Raw genomic sequence first — 23777 nt, forward strand, 5'->3', positions numbered from 1 at the left:
TCCTTCAGATTTCTAGGAACCCTAGGTATTCTGGGTCCTCCGGCGAAAACCCGGCCTCGTTATCGTAGAGGCGTACATTGTCCAGAACCACGAATTGCTCACCGAATTCGTCCTGCCTGACGGCGCTGGCCGCCTTGATCTGAATCAGATCGCCCAGGATCTTTGGCGATACCCCAACCGTGTAGCGCTGCAGCGCGTGAGCGATAGCGCCGGCATGGGTGCTGTGGCTGAGGAGCCGCTGCGCGTCCTCGTCCATGCCCCAAGGGCCCGAGCCTAGGATCAGCGGCTTGTTGTAGTCCTCAATCAGAGAGAAATCGGCAGCGATGTCGGCAAAGGGATATTCGAGTTGGTTACCGCTTTCTCCAATCCGTCCCATGATCCTCCGGCTGTCGAGATCGGCGCTGCTGCTCCAGTAGAGCGCCCTGAAATAGGCGTTGACCGCGTCCGGTGACAATGGGTCGGCGTACTCCGCCATGATTCGGCAGGCAATCTCGGCGTTTCTTTGCAATTCCCGTGGAGGCGGGTAGCCCTCTTCCGGTTTGAAGACAAAGACCTGCCCTCGTTCCAACTTACCGTTGCGGTTGCAGCGACCCGCCGCCTGGGTGATGGAGTCGATCCCGGCCACCGCACGCCAGACTTCGGGGAAATCGAGGTCGACCCCGGCTTCGACCAACGCGGTGGCGATCAGCAGCACTGGGCGTTCTTGCAGGCGCCTGCGCACCTCGCCCAGAACAGTGGCGCGGTGGCTAGCGGTCATGTTGGTGGTCAAGTGGAAGACGCCATCGCCGCGCAAATCGTCATACAACGCCCGCGCCTGACGCTTGTTGTTGACGATCACCAGCGCCGATCGGCCACGCACGCGCTGTGCTAGCTCGGCATTGGTCAGTCGACCCAATTTCACGACCTCGACCCGCTTGAGGTGGTCGTAAAGCCGTGACGGATCGGGGGCGATTTCGCGGGTCTCGCCGCGCAGGAGCGCCTCTGGCGCCTTCAGCCCGTCCTCCTTGTAGATTGCTGGCTGGGTCGCTGTGCATAGGACGGCGGAGCAGCCATAGCCGCGGGTCAGTTCCTTGATCGCCGCGAGGCAAGGGCGCAGGAACGGGATTGGCAGCGATTGCGCCTCGTCGAGCACAATGACCGAACAGGCGATATTGTGCAGCTTTCTGCATTTGGAGGTGCGGTTGGCAAAGAGACTTTCGAAGAACTGCACGGCCGTGGTCACCACCACCGGCCGGTCCCAGTTCTGTGCCGCCAGCTTGATCCGCTCGGCCTCGGTTTCGTCCTCCATGTCTTGGAAGTCGAAGGCCGAGTGATGCTCCAGCACTGCGTCGGCATCGTCCAGAGCCGCGCGGAACACATCCGCCGTCTGCTCGATGATCGAGGTATAGGGCACGACGTAGATCACCCGACGCAACCCGTGTTGCTGCACGTGGTCCAACGCAAAGCGCAGTGAACTCAGTGTCTTGCCCCCGCCAGTGGGCACGGTCAGAGAAAACAGCCCGGGCCGCTCGGCGGCGGCGTGCCCCGCGCCTTCCAACACCTCTCCGCGCAGTTGGTTGACGGCACCTTCGGGCGGGCCGAAGCGCGACAGGTGGTTGCCAAGTGCACCGCGGAGGTCGTTCAGCGAACCCGCCCAGCCGCGAGGGGCGTCGGGCGAGTAGAACCGCTCGGTTTCGACAAAATCAGCGTCGACAAGCGCGGAAAACAGCATGCGAACGAAGAACTGCACTTCGAAATGCGGAATTGGCTTACCAAAACCTGCCAACGGGGCCGGCAGCTCGAGGGCGGGCAGTTCCAACCAATCGGGCAATTCGACCGGCTTTGTCTGGGCCAACCGTTCCGCTAGCGGCGTTGGCGGGTGCCCATTGGATATTTCTAACCCGTTGGCCAGCCCAGCGTGGTGCCCGGCGATGCAATAGGCCATCAACCGCCCAAGCGGCCCGAATTTGTCATCTGCGTACCGAGCGCCTTCACCGCTGTGCGGAACGCGCTCGGGGCTGCCGGAGATGCGCGCTTGGACCTCGGGTTTGATCTTTCCGAGATCATGCAAAAGGCCAGCAGCTCTTGCCAGAGACCCAGCGCCGATCACATCTGCATTTGCTTCGGCGGCCACACCGACATTGAACAGGTGGTCGGTTAGCAATTCCCATCGCTCTACGGGCTGACCAGGGCGAGAGTGGGCAAACAGTGGCAACAGGATATCTCGTGTCAGCTGGCAATTTTGGTGGAATGGAGGATGTCAATGACTGAAGCGAACATGGATACTCACCGCTAAGCTGTCAAGAAAGGAAGGTAAATTCCCAATGGTTGATCGTCGCATATGTGGCCTAAAGCGAGTATCCATTTGAGTTTCGGCGCCGCGCTCACCAATGCCTCACCCAGATCATCATGCGTAACGCCAGATTCACAAAGCTCTCTTCGGAGCCTTCATCGTCTAGCGCGAAACGGAGCGGTCTACCTGCGCTTCAGTAAATTAGGCAATGACTGTGATTTGCAGAAAAGGAACGCCCGCGAACAGTCGGAGTCAGACCGTCCGACATGCTCCATCGTGGCCGCGAGTTTGAGTAACTGCTGCGACTAGATTGAGGTAGATTCCAAACATCGGGACCGCGGGCTATTGGTGCTCCAGTACCGGCTTCATCGGACTGACGTGCAGGGGTCGCCTGACCATCTCATTTCGCTGGGCCAGAATGCGAAGCTTTGCTTTGGAAATTTGGTAGCGGAGGAGGGACTTGAACCCCCGACACGCGGATTATGATTCCGCTGCTCTAACCAACTGAGCTACTCCGCCACGAGTGAGAGGCGATTTAAGGGAGGGGGTGGGGAGGGTCAAGAGGGAAATGGATGGTTTCGGGAATGTTTCTTGCGGCTTCGGGTTCCCGGTGCATGGCGATGGTCGCGGCGGTCAGACTGCGGGGATCTTCGGCTGCCGGGTGGTGGCCGCAACCTTGCGGATGAAGGCTGCGCAGTCGTCCGGCGCGGTGATCGGAATCATGTGGCCGCGTCCGGCCAGTTGCTCGACCTCCAACCCGTAGGCTCGCATCGGCAGGCCCTGCGAGGCGGGCGACACGATCGGGTCCTCGGCGCCGAACAGGATCGCGCCGCCGACGGCGAGTTGCGGATAGCGCGCGGCCAGCGGCCCGATGCCGGCATTGGCCGCGACCACGTCCTGCGACGCGGTGATGAAGGCCGAGGGGCGCAGGCCCAACGCGCCGCCGGCCCTTTCCAGGAAATCGGTCGGAATGGGCTCGGGCGCGAAGACGGCTTTCAGAACCTGCGGCGCCGTCTTGCGCGCCATCGGGACCGCCAGGGTGTGCCCGATGAGGTTGCGCAGCCAGCCCGTCCGGATCTCGAGCGCCTTGAACGCTGGCGGAGTTCCGGGCGTCGGGTGGGTCAGAGGCGAGAGCAGGGCCAGCGCGGCAGTCTTGTGCGGGCAGTCGAGGGCCATGGCCAGCGCCACGGCCCCGCCCAGCGAATGGCCGACCAGCACCGGGTTCGTGACGCCCTGGGCATCCAGAAACTCGCGGATCATGCGCGCCTGTTCGGTCAGGGCGCCCAGCTCCGCGCTGTCGCGCACGGAATAGCCGCAGCCGGAGCGGTCGAGGGCCAGGACGTGGAAATCCCGCGACAGTTCGGGCATCAGCGCATAGGTATAGTGCTGCAGTTGGCCCGACAGTCCGTGGATCAGCACCAGGGTCTGGCGCTCGGGATCGCCCGCCTCGACGTAGTGGATGGCGCCGCCGGCGACGGGTTGGACCTTGCCGATCTGCGGCACCAGTTCCGCGCCCTGTTTCGTCAGCCTGCGTGTCTGCAGGTGAAAGCCCGCGAGGATCGCGGCGGTCAGCAGAGCGAGGACGGCGAGGACTGTCAGGATCATGGACATGTTTGGACTCCGGGCGGGTCAGTCGGCGCTGTTGACCTGCGCCAGGTCCGGTCGGGGCAGTGTGTCCAGCAGGCGGAACACCTCGGCCCGGCAGGCCGTTCCGGCCCAGTCCGGCGGGAAGAACACCGGCGGCAGGTCCGGGTGGCGCAACACGACCCGGCGCCACCGGTGCACGATCAGGGTGCGCAGCGTGGCGGTCTGCAGCGGCGAGGGCTGCCAGTTCGCGGGGCGGGTCTCGTGGGCATGGCGGGCGGCGTCTCGCAGGCTGCTGCAAGCCTCGCGCAGCTCTGGCGGGCACAGCCGGTTCTGCAGCCAGGCGGGCGCCGAGCGCGCGGTGACCTCGAAGGCAACGAGGTCGTCGCAGTTCCGGGGCAGCGGCCCGGCGCCGAGCGCCACGTTGCGCCCGATGGCGGTATAGTGCCGGGTGAGCATGAGATCGTCGAGCGTGTGGATGCCCGGCCCGTCCTCGGCGATCAGCAGATGCCAGTTTTCGGGCGTCACCGGGTCGCGGTCGTAGATGCGCGGCGTGACGCGCGCGGATTGTTCGCGGCCGTATTCGGTCAGGAAATGCATCGAGGCACGGCCGCTGCGGGTGCTTTCGATCCAGCCGTCCTTGCGCAGCCGGTGCAGGGCGACGCGCATGGCTTCGGGCTTGATCCCCATGGGTTCGATGATGCGGGTCAGCGCGCCGCCGGAAATCTTGGCCCCGCGATCCTGCGCCAGGTCGCCGAACAGCGACACGATGATCGACCAGACGCGTTGGTTCTGAGGGTCGGCCAACTCGGCCACCGCCGCGTCGAACCAGGTAAATTCATTGGTCATGGGACCAGTCTAAGGCCCCATGACCGATAAGGAAATCAGAATTGTCCACAAGGCCACAACAATGCGGGGCCTAGTAGGCGTTCATGGTCAACAGCTCGTATTCCGCCACCATCTCGTCGTCCTGGTTGGTCAGGGTGACGTGCCAGCGCACCTCGCCGTAGTCGTCGGTGCGCCGGGTCTTTTTCTTGACCGTCAGGCGCACCTTGATGCTGTCTCCCGCGCTGACCGGCTTCATGAAGCGCAGCCCGTCGAGGCCGGTATTGGCCAGCACCGGCCCTTCGTTCGGTTCGACGAAAAGGCCGGCGGCGAAGGACAGCAGCAGGTAACCATGCGCCACGCGGCCCGGGAAGAACGGGTTCCGCCTGGCGGCGGCGTCGTCCATGTGGGCATAGAAGGTGTCGCCGGTGAAATGGGCGAACTGCTCGATGTCGTCCAGCGTGACCGTGCGCGGGGCGGTGTGCAGCGTCTCGCCGATCGCCAGCTCTCCGAACCGGCGGGTGAAGGGGTGGGCCGGGCCGGTGTTTTCCGGCGCGCCGGGCACCCATGTCCCGCCGATGGCGGCCAGCATTTCCGGCGAGCCCTGCACCGCGGTGCGCTGCATGTAGTGTTTCACGCCGCGCACGCCGCCCATTTCCTCGCCGCCACCGGCGCGGCCGGGGCCGCCGTGGACCATGTGCGGCAGGGGCGAGCCGTGGCCGGTGGATTCCTTCATCGACGTGCGATCGTTGATGTAGATGCGCCCGTGATAGGCGCCCGCGCCCAGCACCACGTCGCGGGCGACGGTCGGGTCATGGGTGATGACCGAAGTGACCAGTGAGCCTTGCCCGCGGTTGGCTATGGCGATGGCGTGATCCAGGTCCCGGTAGCCCATGATGGTGGACACGGGGCCGAAGGCTTCGGTGTCGTGCACCCGCTGGGCCTTGTCCGGGTCGGCGCAATGGAACAGCATCGGCGGCACGAAAGCGCCCTTGCCCGCGTCGGCGCCCTGCACCTCGAAGGCGTCGGGGTCGCCGAAGACGCGCTCGGCCTCCTGTCCGATGATCCCGGCCTTGGCCAGAACGTCGGCCTTCTGCCCGTTCGAGACCAGCGCGCCCATGCGGGTGGTTTCCAGCCGGGGATCGCCGATCACGGTTTTGGCGAGCCGGTCCGAGAGCACCTCGATCACCGCCTCGACGCGCGTCTGCGGCGCGATGATGCGGCGGATGGCGGTGCATTTCTGTCCCGCCTTGGTGGTCATCTCGCGGCTGACTTCCTTGACGAAGAGGTCGAATTCAGGCGTACCCGGTTCGGCGTCGGGGCCGAGGATCGAGGCGTTGAGGCTGTCCTGCTCGGCCACGAAGCGCACCGAGTTCCGCAGGATCACGGGGTTCTGCCGCAGTTTCATGGCGGTGTCCGCCGAGCCGGTGAAGCTGACCACGTCCTGGCAGGTGAGGCGGTCCAGCATGTCGCCCAAGCCGCCCGAGACCAGCTGTAGCGCGCCCGCGGGCAGGATGCCGCTGTCGAGCATGATGCGAACCGCCAGTTCGGTGACGTAGCAGCTGTTGGTGGCCGGTTTCACGATGGCCGGAACGCCCGCAAGCAGGGTCGGGGCCAGCTTCTCCAGCATTCCCCAGACCGGGAAGTTGAAGGCGTTGATATGGACCGCGACGCCCTGGAGGGGCGTGCAGACGTGCTGGCCCAGGAAGGTGCCGTGACGCGACAGCTGCTCGACATCGCCGTCCAGATAGACATGGCCGTCGGGCATTTCGCGGCGGCCTTTCGAGGCGAAGACGAACATGGTGCCGACGCCGCCGTCGATGTCGATCAGGTGATCGCTTTGGGTGGCGCCGGTGTTGAAGCTGAGGTCGTAGAGCGCCTGTTTCTGCGCGTTCAGCGCCTGCGCCAGCGCCTTGAGCATCTTGGCGCGCTCGTGGAAGGTCAGCTTGCGCAGCGCCGGGCCGCCGGTGTTGCGGGCGAAGTCCAGCATCGCCTGCACGTCGAGCGCCGAGTTGCCGGCAGTCGCGAAAGGCTCGCCGGTGATGGCCGAGGCGATGGTGCGGGCGCCGGCGCCGGGGGCGATCCAGGTTCCGGCGGCAAAGCTGGAGATCTCGAGAAGGCTCATGTCAGTCCCCTTTCCGGGTCGGTTGAGGCAGGGCGCCGCGGGTCAGTGACCCAGCGCTCCCATTTGCTCTGGCAGGTAGAGTACCACGATCGGCACCAGCACGATCAGGGCAAGGCGGAAGATGTCGGCGACCCAGAACGGGGTCACGCCGCGGAAGATGGTTCCGGTCGAGACGTCGCCGACCACGCCCTTGAGGATGAAGACGTTCAGGCCCACGGGCGGGGTGATCAGCGAGATCTCGGTCACCACGACGACGACGATGCCGAACCAGATCGGATCGTAGCCCAGCGAGGTGACGAGCGGAAAGAAGATCGGCACCGTCAGCAGCAGCATCGACAGCGATTCGAACACGCAGCCGAGGATGATGTAGATGCCGAGGATCATCAGGATCACCACGAAGGGCGCCACGTCATAGGCTGTCACCATCGTGATCAGCGCCTCGGGCAGCCCGGCGAGGTTGATGAAGTTGGAAAAGATCTGCGCCCCGATCAGCACCGCGAACAGCGCAGCGGCGGTGAACGTGGTCTCTTTCAGCACCTCGAAGGTCGAACCCAGGGTCAGACCGCCGCGCATCAGCGCGATCAGGAAGGCGCCGGCCGCGCCCATGCCCGCCGCCTCGGTGGGCGAGAAGGTCAGGTTCAGCGGGTGGAAATCGAAGGCGCCGTAAAGCCCGCCGATGACCAGGAAGAACAGCAGCAGCACCGCCCAGACCGAGCCAAGTGCCCGGAACCGTTCGCCCCAGTCCGCGCGTTCGCCGGCGGGACCGGCCTCGGGGTTGCGCCAGACGGTCCAGCGCACGGCGAAGAGGTAGAACAGGATGCCGAGCAGGCCCGGGATGATCCCGGCCATGAACAGCTTGCCGATCGAGGTTTCGGTCAGCAGGCCGTAGATCACCAGGATCACCGAGGGCGGGATCAGGATGCCCAGCGTGCCGCCCGCGGCGATCGAGGCGGTGGAAAGCTCGTCGGAATAGCCATAGCGGCGCATCTGCGGCATGGCGACCTTGGACATGGTGGCCGCGGTGGCAAGTGACGAGCCGCAGATGGCCGAAAAGCCGCCGCAGGCGGCGACGGTCGCCATCGCGATGCCGCCGCGCAGGTGGCCGAGAAAGGCGTTGGACACGGCGTACAGTTCGCGCGCCATGCCGCCCTTGTTCACGAAAAGTCCCATGAGAATGAAAAGCGGCACGACCGACAGGCCGTAGTCCTGCGCCGTATCCATGATCTGGCGGCCCACCATCGACATCGCGGCCTTCAGCCCGCGCTCGTCGAAGATCGAGCCGCCGCGTTCATAGGCGAAGCCCAGCGTGCCGACGAGGCCCATTGCGAACACGATGGGCAGGCGCATCAGCACCAGTATCAGGACAAGGGCGAATCCGATCAGGGCGGCGGTCATTTGGCATGCTCCGACAGGGCGTGGGGGGCAAAGAGGTGCAGTAGGCCGGTGATGATCATCGCGACGGCGGTGATCGCCACGGAGATCGCGATGAACCAGCCCACGTAATAGGTGGGGATCGCCAAGTATTCGGTGACGTCGCCGTATTCGCGCGAGCGTTCGGACAGGACCCAGACCTGCTGGACGGGCCAGAACAGCATGGCGCCGCTCACCAGGTAGATGACCGCGTCGCGGAGCCGGTTTAGCCGCAGGCGGTGGAAGATGCCGTCGGTCAGGTCCACGGCGATCTGACCGTCGGTGACCGAGATGATCGGCAGGACTGAAAAGACCAGAATGGCCATCAGGATGCGGGTCAATTCGGTCGCGGCCTCGATCGGAGAATTGAAGACCGACCGCAGGATCACGTCACAGAAGGTCATCACCATCAGGATGAACAGGGCGATGCAGGCCACGACGACAGGCAGGATGCTGACGCGGCGCACGAGGTGGATGAGAGATGTCATGCGGCTCCTCCCGCGGGTTCCGACGTGGGGGCGGCGGCACGCCGCCGCCCCCGGAACGGACTTAGTTCGACGCCATTTCCGACTTGATCATGTCGTAGGCGGCCTGGGCATCGACGCCCGTGGCGGCGACTTCGGCGATGACCTGTTCGCGGATGTCGGCGGCGATGGCACCGAACTTCTCGAGGTCGGCGTCGGTGGCCGCGTTGATGGCGTTGCCCTCGGCGGCCTGGGTTTCCTCGCGGCCGATCGTGTCGATCTCGTCCCAGATCTTGCCGATCTCGCGGCTCAGCGGTTCGCCGAAGACCTTCTCATCCAGCGCCTTCTGGATGTCTTCGGGCAGGTCGGCGAAGGTGTCCTCGTTCATGATGAAGGCGAAGGACCCGCGGTAGAGGCCGCCCGGCATCTCGTAGACGTTCTGCGCCACTTCGGTCAGCTTGAAGCCCTTGCGGGATTCAAAGGGCATGACCACGCCGTCCGCCGCCTTGGAGGCCAGCGTTTCATAGACCTTGGGGGCGGGAACCTGGATGCCGGTCGCGCCCAGGGCGGTGCCCACGTCGCCGCCGACCCCGCCGGGGATGCGGACCTTGAGGCCCGAGATCTGGCCCAGGTCGGTCACCGCGGCACCGGAATGCAGCTGCGCCGGGCCGTGGGTGTGAAGCGCGATCACCTTGACGCCGCGATGCTCTTCGGCCTGGCTCAGGTATTTCTCGTAGGCGCGCCAGTAGGCGACCGAGGCGGCCTCGGCCGAGCCTTCATAGCCGGGCAGTTCGATCAGCTTGGTGGTGACGAAACGGCCGGGCTGGTAGCCGTGGAAGATGATCGAGGCGTCGGCCGCGCCGTCCATGATCAGGTCCATCTGCGCCGGCGGCGGGGCGATGCCCAGCTTGAGTTCCGCAGTCACCTGACCGTCGGTGGCCTCTTCGATCATCTCGACGAACTTGGGCCACATCTTGTCGTTTATGCCATGGGTCGGCGGCGCCCAGCTGGAGATGGTCAGCGTGTAGTCCGCCGCCATCGCCACGGTGCCGCTGACGGCCAGCGCCGCCGAAGCCAATAGGGTGGTCAGTTTGGTGATTTTCATGACTGGATATCCTCCTCCAAAACGTGAGTCATTGATGCGTTAATGGTCCTTTTTGTAACCATCAACAGGGTGCAAGCGCCTTGGCCCGATCCGCCAGAACCCATGAGTCCGGGCTTTCATCCGCGACCAAGTGCATGGTTTTCATGATGTTTTCCCAGCCTTGCGCATCGGCCAGGTGCATCGGCCCGCCGCGCCAGCGCGGAAATCCGTAGCCGTGCAACTGGACCATGTCGACGTCCTCGGGGCGCTCGGCGATTCCCTCCTCGACGATGCGCGCGCCTTCGTTGGCGAGCACGGCGAGCAGGCGGTCGGCGATCTGACGGGCGGTGTAGCCGTGCCGCTTGATGCCGCGACTGGCCGAGTAGTCTTCGATCAGCCCTTCCACTTCGGGGTCGCGTTCCGGAGTGCGCGCGCCCGGGGTGTATTTGTACCAGCCCTTGCCGCTGCGTTGTCCCAGGCGGCCCATTTCGCAGAGCGTGTCGGCGATGCGTTCGTACCGTTCGCCGGGCGCGCGGGTGGCGGCCTGCCGCTGGCGGTTGGCCCAGGCGATCTGCAGGCCGGTGAGATCCTGCAGTTCGAACGGCCCCATGGGCAGACCCTCGGCGCGCATTGCCGCGTCGATCTCGTGCGGCAGGGCGCCATCGGCCAGCAGGTATTCCGCTTCGCGCCGGTAGGCGGCCAGCATCCGGTTGCCGATGAAGCCGTCGCAGATCCCGGACAGCACCGAAACCTTGCGCAACCGTTTGCCAAGCGCGAAGCCGGTCGCCAGAACTTCGGCAGATGTGTCGGGCGTCCTGACGATTTCCAGCAGTTTCATCACATGCGCCGGGCTGAAAAAGTGCAGGCCGAGGCAGCGGGACGGATTGGCGATGCCCTCGAAGATCAGGGTCGGGTCAAGGTAGGAGGTGTTGGTCGCCAGGATCGCGTCCGGCGACATCACCTGGGCCAGCCGGGCGAAAACGTCTTTTTTGACGTCGAGATCCTCGAAGACGGCTTCGATGGCCAGGTCGGCGGTCGCGGCGTCGGCGTAGCTGTCGGTGGGTGTCAGCCGGGCCAGCATCTCGGCCTTTGCCGCCTTGCTGATCTTGCCGCGCTTGACGCTGCTGTTGATCAGGCCGGCAACGCGGTCGCGGGCGTTGTCGGCCGCCTCGGCGTCGCGCTCGATCAGCGTCACGGACAGGCCGCCGCTCAGGCAGGCCATGGCGATGCCCGCGCCCATCAGGCCGCCGCCGACGATGGCGACCCGGTTCAGATCGCGCGGGGCGATGTCTTGGATCGCCTTGGGCTTGCTGACGACCCGTTCCGCGAAAAAAGCGTAGCGCAGGGCCCTGCTTTCGGCGGATTGGCGCAGTTCCACATGGAGCGCGCGTTCTTTCGGCTGACCTTCGGCAAAGGGCAGGGCGGACCACTGCAGCGCCTCGAGATTATGGAGCGGAGATTGTTGCCCCTTGGCGCGTTTGCGCAGATCGGCTGCGATGGCCGAATAGGCTTCGCCGTCCAGAGCCTCGGCCCTCCGGTCGCGTAGCTTTTCCGGGCGCGGCGGCAAGTCCCGCGCGAAGGCCAGCGCCGCCGACCTGAGATCGCCGGTCACGATCATGTCGATCCCGCCCAGCCGCTCCATCTCGGTGGCGTCGAGCAGTTTTCCGGAACAGGCCATGTCGATTGCGGCCTGCATCCCGATCAGGCGCGGCGCGCGTTGGGTGCCGCCTGCGCCGGGAATGAGGCCGACATTGACCTCGGGCAGGCCGAACTTCGTGCCCGACAGCGCGATGCGCCAGGCGCAGCCGAGGGCGATCTCAAAGCCGCCGCCCAGAACGGTTCCGTGCATGGCGGCGATAAAGGGGGTTTCGCTGTCCTCGAGCATCCGCACCACGTCGGGCAGGTGCGGTTCTTCGGCGGGACGGTCGAATTCCGACATGTCGCCGCCGGCGACGAAGGTGCGGCCTGCGCAGACCAGGATCGCGGCGCGCGCGCCCTGCACCTCGGCGACGGCCCGGGCCAGGCCCGCGCGCACGGCGGTAGAGGTGGCGTTCACCGGCGGATTGTCGATCTCAACCCAGGCGATGTCGCCTTCTCGTGCAACGGAAACCACCGTGTCTTTTGCCATGTGTCTGCCCCCCAAATGCTCGGGAATCGATTTGCGAGGAATTTATTGACCAACCGTTCGGTTTATGCAAGAACAATGTTGTAACTTTCGCAAAGCGGGCTGGATATGACCGATACGATTCTTGCGCAAAGCCATGGGAATTGGGTGGAAATCACCCTCAACCGCCCGGACCGGCTGAACAGTTTCACGGATGAGATGCACTATGCCCTGCGCGCCGCGCTGGAAAAGGCGCGCGACGAAGGCGCCCGCGCGGTGCTGCTGACGGGCGCCGGCCGCGGTTTTTGCGCCGGTCAGGATCTGGGCGACCGGGACCCGTCGAAAATGGACGGCCCGCCCGATCTGGGCAAGACGGTGCGGACCTTTTATGCGCCGCTCGTGCGCCTGATCCGGTCGCTGGAGTTTCCCGTGATCTGCGCGGTGAACGGCGTCGCCGCCGGGGCGGGTGCCAATCTTGCGCTGGCCTGCGACATCGTGCTGGCGGGGGAGTCGGCCAAGTTCATCCAATCCTTTTCCAAGGTCGGGCTGATACCCGACACCGGCGGCAGCTGGCACCTGCCGCGCCTTCTGGGCGAGGCCCGCGCCAAGGGTCTGGCGCTGACCGCGCAGCCGCTGCCTGCGAAGCAGGCCGAGGAATGGGGGCTGATCTGGAAGGCGCTGCCGGATGACAAGCTGATGGGCGAGGCCCGCGCCATGGCGGAGCAGTTCGCCAACGGTCCGACCCTGGGCCTTGGCCTGACCAAGCAGAGCATCCAGGCGGCGGCGGTCAACACGCTGACGGATCATCTGGAGCTTGAGGCCGACGCCATGAAGACATGCGGCGAAAGCGCGGATTATGCCGAGGGGGTGACGGCCTTTCTCGAAAAGCGCGCGCCAAATTTCCGGGGCAAATGACCATGACGCCAAAGGAACGAGCGGAAAAGGCCGCCGCGGCCATGTGGGCCGGGGACAATGCCTCAAAATGGGCCGGAATGGCGATCACCCTTGTCGACGAGGGCACGGCGACGCTGGAAATGACCGTCGAACCGCACCATTGCAACGGCCATGGCATCTGTCATGGCGGCGTGACCTTCATGCTGGCCGACAGCGCCTTTGCCTTTGCCTGCAACAGCCGCAACCAGTCCACGGTCGCGCAGCACAACGTGATCAGCTTCGTCGCGCCGGGGCAGCTTGGCGACCGGCTGATCGCGACCGCCAGCGAACTCAGCCTGACCGGGCGCAGCGGGATCTACGATGTCACCGTAACCAATCAGGACGGCCGCAAGATCGCCGAGTTCCGCGGGTTCTCGCGGGCGATCAACGGCACCCTGTTTGACGAGAATTGAGGCGAGGAGGACGCCATGAAGGACCTGACCCCCAACAGACAAGACCTGGACCCGATCGAGATCGCCTCGATCGACGAGATCCGCAGCCTGCAGCTGGAGCGGCTGAAATGGTCGGTGCGCCATGCCTATGACAACGTGCCGATGTACAAGGCGCGCTTCGACGAGGCGGGCGTGCACCCTGACGACCTGCAGAGCCTGAGCGATCTGGCGAAGTTCCCGTTCACCTACAAGAACGACCTGCGCGACCATTACCCCTTTGGTCTGTTCGCCGTGCCGCGCGAGCAGATCATCCGCCTGCACGCCTCGTCCGGCACGACCGGCAAGCCGACCGTCGTGGGCTACACCAAGACCGATATCGACAACTGGGCCGATCTGGTGGCGCGGTCGCTGCGCGCCTCGGGCCTGCGCAGGGGCGACATGATCCACAACGCCTATGGCTACGGCCTGTTCACCGGGGGCTTGGGCGCGCATTACGGGATCGAGCGCCTGGGCGCGACCGTGGTGCCGATGTCGGGCGGGCAGACCGAGAAACAAGTGGGTCTGATCACCGATTTCAAACCCGACGGGATCATGGTGACGCCGTCCTACATGCTCAACATCCTCGAGCAGTATCGCAAGGTGGGCCTCGACCCCAGGCAAAGCTCGCTGTCCGTGGGCGTGTTCGGGGCCGAGCCCTGGACGGACGCGATGCGCAAGGAGGTCGAGCAGGCCTTTGACATGCACGCGGTGGATATCTACGGCCTCAGCGAGATCATGGGGCCGGGCGTCGCCAACGAATGCGTCGAGACCAAGGACGGCCCGGTGATCTGGGAGGACCATTTCCTGCCGGAAATCATCGATCCGGTCACGGGCGAGGTGCTGCCCGACGGCGAGATGGGCGAACTGGTCTTCACCACGCTGACCAAGGAAGGCCTGCCGATGATCCGTTACCGCACCCGCGACCTGACGCGGCTGCTGCCCGGAACCGCGCGGTCGATGCGCCGGATGGAAAAGATCACCGGCCGCTCGGACGACATGATGATCCTGCGCGGCGTCAACGTCTTCCCCAGCCAGATCGAAGAGCAGGTGATGGCCACCGGCGGCATCGCCCCGCACTACCAGATCGAGCTTTACAAGTCCGGCCGCATGGACGCGATGCGGGTCTTCGTCGAAGCGATGCCCGATGCGGCGGACGAGTTGAGCAAGACCGCCGCGGCGCGGATGCTGACCAAGCGGATCAAGGACATTGTTGGCGTTTCCACCGAGATTATCGTAGGCAATCCCGGCGACGTCGAACGCAGCCAGGGCAAGGCCAAGCGCGTTGTCGACAACCGAGACAAGGAGTGAGGCTTGGCCCGTACCATTGCCAAAGACCATGACCAGAAGCGCGCGCAGATCCTGAAATCTGCCGCGCGCGTCTTCGCCAGGGAAGGGTTCGACCGCGCGTCGATGACCCAGCTGGCCCGCGAATGCGGGATCTCCAAGGCCAACATCTACCACTACTACGACAGCAAGGATGCGATCCTGTTCGACATCCTCGAAACCTATCTGCGCGAATTGCGGGACCTGATCTGCGGCATCGAGTTCGACGGCGTCGGCGCGGCGGAACGTCTGCACAGGGTGGTGGCCGAGATCCTGCTGGCCTATCAGGGGGTCGATGACGAACACCGGGTGCAGACCAGCGGCATGTCGGCCCTGCCCGAGGATCAGCAGCGGCTTCTGCGCCGCTACCAGCGCGACATGGTGGAGTTCGTGAGCCGGATCATCTCGGAAAACGCTCCGGAGGTGTTCGACGGCGACCCGGCCAAGCTGCGGTCGGCGACGATGTCGGTCTTCGGCATGCTCAACTGGTACTACATGTGGAATTCGGGCGCGGATGCCGAGGCCCGCGAGGATTATGCCCGGCTGGTCAGCAACCTGACGCTGCATGGGCTGAAAGGGCTGTGAACCCCCTCACAATCGCCTGATCGGGGCGGAAACCGCTTGGGCAGCGGCGCCCTTCCTGCTTCATTGAAACAGGGAGGACGATCATGCGGAGCCGCGAGAGTTTCGAAAGATTCTACTACACCAAGGTCGGGCTGGGCGAGGCATGCGGCTGCGCCGAAAAGGTGATCGACGTCTACGAGTTAAACCGCTCCGGCGGCGCGCTGCAGAAACCGGTCAATCGGCTCGGGGTCCGGCGGCGCTGGTCTTTCAGGTCTCTGGCGTTGAAATACGGATTGATCAGCCGGCCCCGGGGGTGATGCCAGCGGGTTATTGGGCGACGGCAGGCCGCGCCTGCCGTCTTTTGTCCCGGATCAGGGCCGCTTGAGGCCGAGATTGTCGAGCATCGCGCCGGATTCGGCCTCCCAACGGGTCTTGAGGGCGGCGTTGGTCGTCCGGCGCAGGCCCATTGCCTTGAGTCCCTCGAATTTCTGCGATGTCGCCGAGCCAAAGCTCGCCGCCACGCGCGGCCACCAGTAGTCGACCGAAGCCTGCATCTCGTCGGCGCGGCCCTGTTCGATCAGCTTGACCGACCCTTCCAGCGCCAGTTCGCCGTGATGAGCCTCGATCGGCGCGATGGCACGGAACGCCTCGGCCAGCGGCTGGTAGGAGATCATCGAGAACTCGGCCAGTTGCACCACGACCGCCCGGCTCATCAGCAGGTTCATCGTCACCGCGTCCACCCAGCCTTCGATCGGATAGTTGAAGACGGCAAGGCGCATGTCATGTTCGGAACGGGTCGCGCCGATGTCGGCGGACCGTTCCAGCCGCGCGGTCCAGGGGTGATGGGTCACGTAGCGTTCCGTGTTCGCCCCGAACTCTCCCATGATCCGCAGGACGCGGTCGGCATTGTCGGTCTTTTCCAGAACGATCTTGGCGGCGGCGATGCGCTCCTTGATGCCCGGGCCCTGGTTGATGATGTCGGCGAACCCGGCGGCACCGGCCAGTTCGCTGTCGACGAAGGTGGCCATAAGCTTCATCAGTTCCCCGCGATAGCGCGGCGGCACGTTCGTCGGGTTGGTCAGCACGCCGCCGGCGGCCAGGTAGCTTTCGATCGTCATGTCTTCGGCCATTGTCCCTCTCCCTTACTGATCGTAATCGACGACGACATTGTCGGTCAGCGGGAAGGCCTGGCAGCTCAGCACATAGCCTTTCTCGACCTCGTAATCCTCGAGCGCGTGGTTGGCGACCATCTCGACCTCGCCCTCGATCACCTTGCAGCGGCAGGTCGAACAGACACCGGCCTTGCAAGCATAGGGCGCGTCCATCGCGTTCTCCAGGGCCGCGTCGAGGATCGAAAGATCCTTGGGCATGGTGATGGTTTGGGTCGAGCCGTCGAGCGTGATCGACGCCTTGGTCTGGTTGGCGCTGGTCGCGGCGTCGGCCGACACGGCCTTGCGCTTGGCCCGGCCGGGCTGGGCGCTGGCGAACAGTTCGAACTTGATCTGGCTGTCATCCAGCCCGTGTTCCCGCAGCGCCGCCGCGATGCCCAGCATCATCGGCTCGGGGCCGCAGATGAAGGCCGCGTCGATATTCTCGATGTCGATCCAGTGCCTGAACAACTCGGCACACTTTTCCCTGGTCACGAGACCGGTGAACAGGTCGATTTCCTGCGCGTCGGTTTCCAGCACGTGGATCACGTTCAGGCGGCCCATGTAGAGGTTCTTGAGATCCTCAAGTTCCTCCCGGAACATGATCGTGTTCACGCCCTTGTTGGCGTAGACCAGCGTGAACTGCGATTTTGGTTCGCGCGCCAGCGTGGTCTTGAGGATGGACAGGACCGGCGTGATGCCGGAGCCGCCGGCGAAGCCCAGGTACTGTTTTTCGGCCTTCGGGTCGAGCGGCGTGTGGAACCCGCCCATCGGCGGCATCGCCTGCAGCGTGTCGCCCACCTTCAGCTCTTCGTTGGCCCAGGTCGAGAACGCGCCGCCATCGACGCGCTTGATGCCCACCTGCAGAACGCCGTCGTCCTTGCCCGCGCAGATCGAGTAGGAACGGCGCAGTTCCTCGCCGTCGAAGTCGTGGCGGAACGTCAGGTACTGGCCCTGGATGAAATCGAATTCCGCGGCCGAGCCGTTCGCCGGCTTGAGCGTCACCACAACGGCGTCGCGGATGGTCTTTTGGATGTCGGTGACTTCCAGATCGTGAAAGCGTGCCATCCGGTCCTCCTCAGATGCACTTGAAATAGTCGAAAGGTTCCAGGCAGTCCTTGCAGCGCCAATGCGCCTTGCAGGGGGTCGAGCCGAACTGGCTGACCTTTTCAACCGCCTTGCTGCCGCAATGCGGGCAGCGGTCGGGGCCGCCCGCGGGCTGGGGCGGCGCGATGCCGTATTCCTCGAGCTTCGCGCGGCCCTTGTCGCTGAGCCAGTCCGTCGTCCAGGCGGGCGAGATCCGTGTCTCGAGCCTGATCTTGTCGATGCCGTGCTCGCGCAGCGCGGTCTCGATGTCCATCGCGATGACGGATGTCGCCGGACAGCCCGAATAGGTCGGCGTCACGGCGACCGTCAGCGTGTCCCCGGTCCAGGCGACGTCACGGACGATGCCGAGATCGACGACCGAGATCACCGGGATCTCGGGGTCGGGTACGGCGTCGAGCCATTCCCAGACCTGTTCTACGGAGGCGCGAGTCATGGCGTCTTACCAGGTTGCGCCCGGATAGGCGCGCTGCAGCCACTGCATCTGCGTCAGCAGGTGACCCAGGTGCTCGGTATGCATGCGCCCATTGCGGCCGCCCTTGTGGGCAAAGCGGCTGTCCGGGATCGTCAGCGTGGCCTTGCGCAGAACCCGCCCGACCAGCGCGTCATATTCCTCGCGCAGGCTTGCCGGATCGGGGGCGATCCCGGCGGCGGCCATCTCGGCATCGACCTCGTCGCTGGCGAACATCTCGCCGACATAGGGCCAGAGATAATCCAGCGCCTCCTGCATGCGGCGGTGGCTTTCCTCGGTGCCGTCGCCCAGGCCGACCACGGTGTCGCCGGAGCGCTCCAGGTGATAGGCCACTTCCTTGCTGGCTTTGGCGGCGATCGCCGCCACCCGGTCGTCAGACGATGTCATCAGGCGGCCCAGCATGATCGAATGCCAGGCGTCGAACAGGAACTGGCGCATCAGGGTGCGGCCGAAATCTCCGTTCGGCACCTCGACCAGCAGCACGTTGCGGAAATCCCAGACGTCGCGCAGAAAGGCCAGGTCGTCGGCGCTTTTGCCCTCGCCCTGCACCTCGCCGGCAAGGCCCAGCCACATCTGGGTCTGGCCGATCAGGTCCAGCGCGGTGTTGGCCAGCGCGATGTCCTCTTCCAGCACCGGCGCGTGGCCGCACCACTCGCTGACCCGGTGGCCGAGGATCAGGGTGTTGTCCCCCATCCGCAGCAGGAATTGCAGAAAGGCTTCGTCGCGGGTCATCACATCGCCCCCACTTCGTCGGGAATGTCGAAGAAGGTCGGGTGGCGGTAGACTTTGGATTCCGACGGCTCGTAGAGCGGGCCCTTGTCGCTGGGCGAGCTGGCGGCGATGTGCCGGGCCTCGACCACCCAGATCGACACGCCCTCGTTGCGGCGGGTGTAGACGTCGCGGGCATTCTTGATCGCCATCTCGGCGTCCGGCGCATGCAGCGAGCCGACATGGCGGTGGCTCATGCCATGCTGGCCGCGGATGAAGATTTCCCACAGGGGCCATTCGTTTTTCATAGCTCAGTTCTCCTCCTGGCTAGGCGCGGGTGCTGAAACCGGTGGCCGAACCCCGGTGCCTCGCGCAGCAGATCACACGTGTCTTACTCGGCCGCCACCTTGGCGGCGGCTTTCTTGCGGGCATGGGCCAGCAGGCCGTCGCGGACCCATGCGCCGTCGTCCCACGCCTTGTTGCGCGCGGCGAGGCGGTCGACGTTGCAGGGGCCGTTGCCCTTGACCACGTCATAGAACTCCGACCAGTCGGGGTCGGTGAAATCGTAGTGCCCGCGCTCTTCGTTCCATTTCAGGTCCGGGTCGGGGATGGTCAGCCCCAGATACTCGGCCTGCGGCACGGTCTGGTCGACGAATTTCTGCCGCAGCTCGTCATTGGTGTTGATCTTGATCTTCCACGCCATCGACTGCGCCGAATGCACCGAGTCCTTGTCGGACGGGCCGAACATCATCAGCGACGGGTACCAAAGCCGGTTCAGCGCGTCCTGCGCCATCTTCTTCTGTTCCGGCGTACCCTCGGCCATCTTGCGGATCGCGTCATAGCCCTGGCGCTGGTGGAACGACTCTTCCTTGCAGATGCGGATCATGGCGCGGGAATAAGGGCCGAACGAGGTGCGCTGCAGCGGCACCTGGTTCATGATCGCGGCGCCGTCGACCAGCCAGCCGACCGCGCCGATATCGGCCCAGTTCAGCGTCGGGTAGTTGAAGATGGACGAGTATTTCATGCGCCCGTCCAGCAGCATCTCGGTGATCTCGTCGCGCGAGACGCCCAGCGTTTCGGCGGCGCAGTAGAGATACAGACCATGCCCCGCCTCGTCCTGCACCTTGGCCAGCAGGATCGCCTTGCGTTCCAGCGTCGGGGCGCGGGTGATCCAGTTGCCCTCGGGCAGCTGGCCGACGATCTCAGAATGCGCGTGTTGGCCGATCTGGCGGATCAGCGTCGCGCGGTAGTCGTCCGGCATCCAGTCCTTGGGTTCGATCTTGATGTCGGCGTCGATCTTGTCCTGAAAGGCGCGCTCCTGCTCGGTCATTTCCTCGCGGGATTTGACGCCGGTTCCGGCTGTCTTGATCATCTGTGCATACATGTGGGGTCTCCTCCCTTACACGCGTTCCAGGATCAGGGCCGCGCCCTGACCAACTCCGACGCACATGGTGCAGAGCGCATAGCGCCCGCCCGTGCGTCTCAACTGATAGGCGGCGGTCATGACCAGCCGCGCGCCGGACATGCCCAGCGGGTGACCTATGGCGATGGCGCCGCCGTTGGGATTGACATGGGGCGCATCGTCGGCGACGCCAAGTTCCCGCAACGTGGCCAGACCCTGCGAGGCGAAGGCTTCGTTCAATTCTATCACATCCATCTGGTCGATGGTGAGGCCCGCGCGCTCCAGCACCTTGCGGCTGGCCGGCACCGGGCCGATGCCCATGACGCGCGGCTTGACGCCTGCGACCGACATGCCGACGACCCGGGCGATCGGCGTCAGGCCGTTCTGTTTCGCCGCCGCCTCGCTGGCGAGCAGGATCGCCGCCGCGCCGTCGTTGACGCCCGAGGCGTTGCCGGCGGTCACCGTCTTGTGCGGGCCGTTGACGCCATGCAGGCTGGCCAGTTTCTCGGCGGTGGTGCCGGGGCGGGGATGTTCGTCGGTATCGACGACGATCGGATCGCCCTTGCGCTGCGGGATGGTGACGGGGGTGATTTCGTCCGCGAACACGCCGGCCTCGTGCGCGGCGGCCCAGCGGGCCTGGCTGCGCGCGGCGAAGGCGTCCTGATCGGCGCGGCCGATGTTGTAGTCCTCGGCCACGTTGTCGGCGGTCTGCGGCATCGAGTCGGTGCCGTACATCTTTTCCATCTTCGGATTCACGAAGCGCCAGCCGATGGTGGTGTCGTAGACCGCGTTGGCGCGGGAAAAGGCGCTGGTCGCCTTGGGCATCACGAAGGGCGCACGCGACATGCTTTCGACGCCGCCGGCGATCGCCATGTCATAGTCGCCCGCCTTGATCGCACGGGCCGCCATTCCGACCGCGTCCATGCCGCTGGCGCAGAGACGGTTGATCGTGGTGCCGGGCACCTCGACCGGCAGCCCTGCGAGCAGCGCGGCCATCCGCGCCACGTTGCGGTTGCTTTCACCTGCCTGGTTGGCATCGCCGAGGATCACGTCATCGAGGCTGGCCCAGTCAACCTGCGGATTGCGCTCTTTCAGCGCGGCGAGGGGGATGGCGGCCAGGTCGTCGGTGCGGACCTGGGACAGCGCACCGCCGTAGCGTCCGATCGGGGTGCGTTGAGCGTCGCAGATGAAAGCGTCCATGCGTCAGAAACTCCGGTCTTGCGTGGGGCGTCATTAAGTGACCGCTTGGTCGGGTAATACGGCCAGAAGCGATTCGCGGCAAGCAAAATGTAACGCAATCGTGCGCGTTTTCCATTTTTCGTAACATGTTTCCTTTCCGGCAAAGCAAAAAGCCCGCCGGGTGGCGGGCTTGGTGCACGGCAAAACGCCATGAAATCAAAGCTGCCCGGCCTCGGACAGAACCTTGCGGGCGACACGGAAGCATTCCAGCGCCTGCGGTACGCCGCAATAGATGCCGACCACATGGATGATCGCGCGGATTTCCTCTTTGCTGACCCCGTTGTTCAGGGCGCCGCGGCAATGGATCTCCCATTCATGCATCTTGCCCAGGGCGCCGATCATGGCGAGGTTCATCATCGACCGCGTTTTCGGATCGATCACCTCGTCGCCCCAGCCGAAGCCCCAGCACCAGGCGGTCATCGCCTCCTGGAAGGGGCGGGTGAAGTCGTCGGCGGCGGCAAGGTTCTTGGCGACGTAATCCGCCCCCAGCGTCGCCTTGCGCTGCGCCAGCCCCTTCAGGAACAGGTCTTCGTCGAACATGTCAGCCATCGACCGCCTCCCGCATCCATTTCTGCAATGTCGCGATCGAATGCTCGGACATCACCCCGCAGCCGGGGTCGAGCACCAGCGGGCCGGGCCTGTATCCCCTGGACTTGAGGCCGCGATGCACGCTTTCGACCAGGCGGATGTCCTCTTCGACCGTGGTCTGCCGGTCCTGAACCGCGAGGTTGCGGATCACGTCGCTTTCGGCGCCGTCCTCGGTGTACCAGCCGCGCCAGACGGTGCAACTGTCCACGTCGCGGGCGCGCCAGTGATAGGTGTTCAGCACGTTGCCCGGATAGCACTGGAAGCTGAACATCGGCCACAGGAACCACGACCGGTAGTCGCCCGCATGTTCGTTCGACGCAAGGTCGATCGGATAGGTCATCTTGTCCAGCGACTGGCATTCGGTGGTATGGCGCAGCACGTAACCGCCGGTCTTGTCCGGCTGGATGTCGTAGGTTTCGGGCTTGATCACGCCTTCGGCGAAGGTCGGGTGGTTGGTGGGACAGTGGTAGCATTCGGAATAGTTCTCGACCGAGACCTTCCAGTTGCAGCTCTCGGGCACCTCGACCCATTCCAGCGGCGCCAGCCTGTCGATGTTGGGCACGTAGTCGCGCAGTTCCTCGCGGACGCCAGGAAACCAGTCGTCCATGGGCGCGGCGGCGTCGTCGAGATTGACGAAGATGAAGCCGTTGAAATCCTCGGTGCGGACTTCGGTCAGGCAGATCCCGGAACGGTCGAAACCGGGCACCGCCTTGATGTTCGGCCCGGCGCGCAGATGGCCCGTCAGTTCGTAGGTCCAGGCGTGGTAGGGGCAGACCACGACGCGGGTGTTGCCGGTGCCGGTCACCATCTCATGCGCCCGGTGCTGGCAGACGTTGTAGAAGGTGCGCACCACCTCGTCGCGGCCCCGGATGCAGAACAGGCTCTGCCGCGCGATCTCGAAGGCGAAATAGTCGCCCACGTTCGGGATCTGGCTGACATGCCCGGCGAACTGCCAGGTGCGCGACAGCAACCCGTTCATCTCGTTCTCGAAGATCGCCGGGTCGGTGTAATACCGCGCGTCCAGCGAATGGGTCAGGGGGGCATTCATTCGGGCTCCTCCACGTAGAGGCCAAGTTGATGTCTGCGTTGATGAAACCGTTCGACCCGCTCGACGATCTCGTCGCTGCTCACCGCGATCACGAAGGACAGCAGCGTTTCCAGAAAGGCGATGGTCGAGACGGACGACGGGAAGAACTGCGGCGTGTCGGCGGCGACGACGAAACCGAGATGGGCGTTCAGGACGACCGGGCTGGCGGGGCTGTCCGAGATGCCCACGACGGTCAGCCCCTGTTCGCGGGCCAGCTTCACCGCCTCGATGACTTCCGTTCGGTAGGGTTTGCAGGTCATGGCGATCAGCACGTCCTGCCCGTCGGCCCAGGCCAGATCGTCCACCGGGGTCGAGCCGGGGCGGGGGATGGCGTGGAACTGCTTCATCCCCGTCGATGCGAGATAGGTGAAGTTGCGCGCGTTGGCGTTGTTGACGCCGACGCCGAGGGTGAAGACCTGCCGGCTGTTCCAGATCACGTGGGCTGCCGACTGCAACCGTTCGGCGCTGATCCCGGCAAAGGTCTCTTCGATATTGCGGATCGCCGCGCCCACCATGTCGGCATAGAGCCCGCCAAGCTCGCCCGACTTGGCCGTATCCTGGAGCCACCGGGCGCGGTCCGGAAACGATACCGCGCCGCGCCGGATCGCTTCGCGGAAGGGTGCGCGGAAATCCTCGTATCCCTCGAAGCCGACCTGGCGGGCCATGCGGACGAAGGTGTTGGGCTTGACATTGGCCGCCTCGGCGATCTCGCGCACGGTGGAAACCCCTACATCCGCAGGATTTTCCAGCACGTAGCGCGCCGCTTTCTGCGCCTCGGGCGTCAGCGCGTCCCATTCTTCGGCGAGGCGGTCCAGAACAGTTGATGATACATTTGTGTCATTCATGATTGACGATGGTACATTTGTGGAATTAGCGTGTCGAGCAGAAACGCGACTCGTGAAGTGGAAAA

At 64.9% G+C, this 23777-nt stretch carries 23 protein-coding genes and 1 tRNA gene; 5 read left to right on the forward strand and 19 right to left on the reverse strand.

Annotated elements, in window-relative coordinates:
• Window positions 1–4: 4 nt before the first annotated feature.
• From cas3 to FGK63_RS08755, 9 genes are all read right to left on the reverse strand, one after another.
• Entirely contained in the window at window positions 5–2194 is a 2190-nt protein-coding gene (gene cas3, locus FGK63_RS08715) for a CRISPR-associated helicase Cas3' (protein WP_171052612.1), read from the reverse strand.
• A gap of 520 nt (window positions 2195–2714) precedes the next feature.
• A tRNA-Met gene (locus FGK63_RS08720) sits at window positions 2715–2791 on the reverse strand.
• A gap of 114 nt (window positions 2792–2905) precedes the next feature.
• Window positions 2906–3883: an alpha/beta fold hydrolase gene (locus tag FGK63_RS08725; protein WP_138841261.1), complete on the reverse strand. Its 978-nt coding sequence runs from the start codon at window positions 3881–3883 to the stop codon at window positions 2906–2908.
• 18 nt (window positions 3884–3901) lie between these two features.
• Entirely contained in the window at window positions 3902–4705 is an 804-nt protein-coding gene (locus tag FGK63_RS08730) for a PaaX family transcriptional regulator C-terminal domain-containing protein (RefSeq protein ID WP_138841263.1), read from the reverse strand.
• Between the two features lie 70 nt (window positions 4706–4775).
• Window positions 4776–6806, reverse strand: coding sequence for a phenylacetic acid degradation bifunctional protein PaaZ (gene paaZ / locus FGK63_RS08735; protein WP_138841265.1), 2031 nt, complete (start codon window positions 6804–6806; stop codon window positions 4776–4778).
• A gap of 42 nt (window positions 6807–6848) precedes the next feature.
• Window positions 6849–8201, reverse strand: coding sequence for a TRAP transporter large permease (locus FGK63_RS08740; RefSeq protein WP_138841267.1), 1353 nt, complete (start codon window positions 8199–8201; stop codon window positions 6849–6851).
• Window positions 8198–8704, reverse strand: coding sequence for a TRAP transporter small permease (locus FGK63_RS08745; RefSeq protein ID WP_138841269.1), 507 nt, complete (start codon window positions 8702–8704; stop codon window positions 8198–8200). The genes FGK63_RS08740 and FGK63_RS08745 overlap by 4 nt, the downstream gene beginning before the upstream one ends.
• 61 nt (window positions 8705–8765) lie before the next feature.
• Entirely contained in the window at window positions 8766–9785 is a 1020-nt protein-coding gene (locus FGK63_RS08750) for a TRAP transporter substrate-binding protein (protein ID WP_138841271.1), read from the reverse strand.
• A 61-nt stretch (window positions 9786–9846) separates the two neighbouring features.
• Window positions 9847–11892 carry an FAD-dependent oxidoreductase gene (locus FGK63_RS08755; RefSeq protein ID WP_138841273.1) on the reverse strand — a complete coding sequence of 682 codons (2046 nt, stop codon included), beginning with the start codon at window positions 11890–11892 and terminating at the stop codon, window positions 9847–9849.
• Window positions 11893–11997: 105 nt separating this feature from the next.
• Between FGK63_RS08755 and paaG the strand changes: the two genes are divergently transcribed.
• The 5 genes from paaG (at window position 11998) to FGK63_RS08780 (ending at window position 15436) form a co-directional block, all read left to right on the forward strand.
• Window positions 11998–12783: a 2-(1,2-epoxy-1,2-dihydrophenyl)acetyl-CoA isomerase PaaG gene (gene paaG / locus FGK63_RS08760; RefSeq protein WP_138841275.1), complete on the forward strand. Its 786-nt coding sequence runs from the start codon at window positions 11998–12000 to the stop codon at window positions 12781–12783.
• Between the two features lie 2 nt (window positions 12784–12785).
• Window positions 12786–13214, forward strand: a complete 429-nt coding sequence (paaI, locus tag FGK63_RS08765) for a hydroxyphenylacetyl-CoA thioesterase PaaI (RefSeq protein WP_138841277.1) — start codon at window positions 12786–12788, stop codon at window positions 13212–13214.
• Between the two features lie 15 nt (window positions 13215–13229).
• Entirely contained in the window at window positions 13230–14540 is a 1311-nt protein-coding gene (gene paaK / locus FGK63_RS08770) for a phenylacetate--CoA ligase PaaK (protein ID WP_138841279.1), read from the forward strand.
• A 3-nt stretch (window positions 14541–14543) separates the two neighbouring features.
• Entirely contained in the window at window positions 14544–15140 is a 597-nt protein-coding gene (locus tag FGK63_RS08775) for a TetR/AcrR family transcriptional regulator (RefSeq protein WP_138841281.1), read from the forward strand.
• A gap of 83 nt (window positions 15141–15223) precedes the next feature.
• On the forward strand, window positions 15224–15436 hold the full coding sequence (locus tag FGK63_RS08780) for a hypothetical protein (RefSeq protein ID WP_138841283.1): 213 nt from the start codon (window positions 15224–15226) through the stop codon (window positions 15434–15436).
• A gap of 54 nt (window positions 15437–15490) precedes the next feature.
• On the opposite strand, the gene FGK63_RS08785 is transcribed toward FGK63_RS08780, so the two are convergent.
• From FGK63_RS08785 to FGK63_RS08830, 10 genes are all read right to left on the reverse strand, one after another.
• Window positions 15491–16249, reverse strand: a complete 759-nt coding sequence (locus tag FGK63_RS08785) for a Phenylacetic acid catabolic protein (protein ID WP_138841284.1) — start codon at window positions 16247–16249, stop codon at window positions 15491–15493.
• Between the two features lie 12 nt (window positions 16250–16261).
• Window positions 16262–17335, reverse strand: coding sequence for a 1,2-phenylacetyl-CoA epoxidase subunit PaaE (paaE, locus tag FGK63_RS08790; RefSeq protein WP_138841286.1), 1074 nt, complete (start codon window positions 17333–17335; stop codon window positions 16262–16264).
• A gap of 10 nt (window positions 17336–17345) precedes the next feature.
• Window positions 17346–17807 carry a 1,2-phenylacetyl-CoA epoxidase subunit PaaD gene (gene paaD, locus FGK63_RS08795; protein WP_138841287.1) on the reverse strand — a complete coding sequence of 154 codons (462 nt, stop codon included), beginning with the start codon at window positions 17805–17807 and terminating at the stop codon, window positions 17346–17348.
• 6 nt (window positions 17808–17813) lie between these two features.
• On the reverse strand, window positions 17814–18575 hold the full coding sequence (gene paaC / locus FGK63_RS08800) for a 1,2-phenylacetyl-CoA epoxidase subunit PaaC (protein ID WP_138841289.1): 762 nt from the start codon (window positions 18573–18575) through the stop codon (window positions 17814–17816).
• Window positions 18575–18859, reverse strand: coding sequence for a 1,2-phenylacetyl-CoA epoxidase subunit PaaB (gene paaB, locus FGK63_RS08805; RefSeq protein WP_138841291.1), 285 nt, complete (start codon window positions 18857–18859; stop codon window positions 18575–18577). Before paaB ends, paaC begins: the two co-directional genes overlap by 1 nt.
• An 83-nt stretch (window positions 18860–18942) precedes the next feature.
• Window positions 18943–19935: a 1,2-phenylacetyl-CoA epoxidase subunit PaaA gene (gene paaA, locus FGK63_RS08810; RefSeq protein ID WP_138841293.1), complete on the reverse strand. Its 993-nt coding sequence runs from the start codon at window positions 19933–19935 to the stop codon at window positions 18943–18945.
• A gap of 15 nt (window positions 19936–19950) precedes the next feature.
• Entirely contained in the window at window positions 19951–21153 is a 1203-nt protein-coding gene (gene pcaF / locus FGK63_RS08815; protein ID WP_138841295.1) for a 3-oxoadipyl-CoA thiolase, read from the reverse strand.
• Window positions 21154–21348: 195 nt separating this feature from the next.
• Entirely contained in the window at window positions 21349–21741 is a 393-nt protein-coding gene (locus tag FGK63_RS08820) for a carboxymuconolactone decarboxylase family protein (protein ID WP_138841297.1), read from the reverse strand.
• On the reverse strand, window positions 21734–22828 hold the full coding sequence (locus tag FGK63_RS08825) for an aromatic ring-hydroxylating oxygenase subunit alpha (RefSeq protein WP_138841299.1): 1095 nt from the start codon (window positions 22826–22828) through the stop codon (window positions 21734–21736). The genes FGK63_RS08820 and FGK63_RS08825 overlap by 8 nt, the downstream gene beginning before the upstream one ends.
• Window positions 22825–23712 (reverse strand): MurR/RpiR family transcriptional regulator, encoded by an 888-nt coding sequence (locus tag FGK63_RS08830; protein WP_138841301.1) that lies wholly within the window; start codon window positions 23710–23712, stop codon window positions 22825–22827. The genes FGK63_RS08825 and FGK63_RS08830 overlap by 4 nt, the downstream gene beginning before the upstream one ends.
• Window positions 23713–23777: the final 65 nt, after the last annotated feature.

This window comes from Ruegeria sediminis (genome assembly GCF_005938215.1).
Lineage (GTDB): Bacteria > Pseudomonadota > Alphaproteobacteria > Rhodobacterales > Rhodobacteraceae > Ruegeria > Ruegeria sediminis.

Bases quoted from the DNA above. Each gene is read 5' to 3' on its own strand.
- FGK63_RS08730 (WP_138841263.1), bottom strand. From the start codon at position 4,705: ATGACCAATGAATTTACCTGGTTCGACGCGGCGGTGGCCGAGTTGGCC.
- paaA (WP_138841293.1), bottom strand. From the start codon at position 19,935: ATGTATGCACAGATGATCAAGACAGCCGGAACCGGCGTCAAATCCCGC.
- FGK63_RS08725 (WP_138841261.1), bottom strand. From the start codon at position 3,883: ATGTCCATGATCCTGACAGTCCTCGCCGTCCTCGCTCTGCTGACCGCC.
- FGK63_RS08820 (WP_138841297.1), bottom strand. From the start codon at position 21,741: ATGGCTGACATGTTCGACGAAGACCTGTTCCTGAAGGGGCTGGCGCAG.
- FGK63_RS08745 (WP_138841269.1), bottom strand. From the start codon at position 8,704: ATGACATCTCTCATCCACCTCGTGCGCCGCGTCAGCATCCTGCCTGTC.
- paaZ (WP_138841265.1), bottom strand. From the start codon at position 6,806: ATGAGCCTTCTCGAGATCTCCAGCTTTGCCGCCGGAACCTGGATCGCC.
- paaB (WP_138841291.1), bottom strand. From the start codon at position 18,859: ATGAAAAACGAATGGCCCCTGTGGGAAATCTTCATCCGCGGCCAGCAT.
- paaC (WP_138841289.1), bottom strand. From the start codon at position 18,575: ATGACCCGCGACGAAGCCTTTCTGCAATTCCTGCTGCGGATGGGGGAC.
- paaD (WP_138841287.1), bottom strand. From the start codon at position 17,807: ATGACTCGCGCCTCCGTAGAACAGGTCTGGGAATGGCTCGACGCCGTA.
- paaI (WP_138841277.1), top strand. From the start codon at position 12,786: ATGACGCCAAAGGAACGAGCGGAAAAGGCCGCCGCGGCCATGTGGGCC.
- paaE (WP_138841286.1), bottom strand. From the start codon at position 17,335: ATGGCACGCTTTCACGATCTGGAAGTCACCGACATCCAAAAGACCATC.
- FGK63_RS08780 (WP_138841283.1), top strand. From the start codon at position 15,224: ATGCGGAGCCGCGAGAGTTTCGAAAGATTCTACTACACCAAGGTCGGG.
- FGK63_RS08785 (WP_138841284.1), bottom strand. From the start codon at position 16,249: ATGGCCGAAGACATGACGATCGAAAGCTACCTGGCCGCCGGCGGCGTG.
- FGK63_RS08740 (WP_138841267.1), bottom strand. From the start codon at position 8,201: ATGACCGCCGCCCTGATCGGATTCGCCCTTGTCCTGATACTGGTGCTG.
- FGK63_RS08825 (WP_138841299.1), bottom strand. From the start codon at position 22,828: ATGAATGCCCCCCTGACCCATTCGCTGGACGCGCGGTATTACACCGAC.
- FGK63_RS08750 (WP_138841271.1), bottom strand. From the start codon at position 9,785: ATGAAAATCACCAAACTGACCACCCTATTGGCTTCGGCGGCGCTGGCC.
- pcaF (WP_138841295.1), bottom strand. From the start codon at position 21,153: ATGGACGCTTTCATCTGCGACGCTCAACGCACCCCGATCGGACGCTAC.
- FGK63_RS08755 (WP_138841273.1), bottom strand. From the start codon at position 11,892: ATGGCAAAAGACACGGTGGTTTCCGTTGCACGAGAAGGCGACATCGCC.
- FGK63_RS08830 (WP_138841301.1), bottom strand. From the start codon at position 23,712: ATGAATGACACAAATGTATCATCAACTGTTCTGGACCGCCTCGCCGAA.
- paaK (WP_138841279.1), top strand. From the start codon at position 13,230: ATGAAGGACCTGACCCCCAACAGACAAGACCTGGACCCGATCGAGATC.
- paaG (WP_138841275.1), top strand. From the start codon at position 11,998: ATGACCGATACGATTCTTGCGCAAAGCCATGGGAATTGGGTGGAAATC.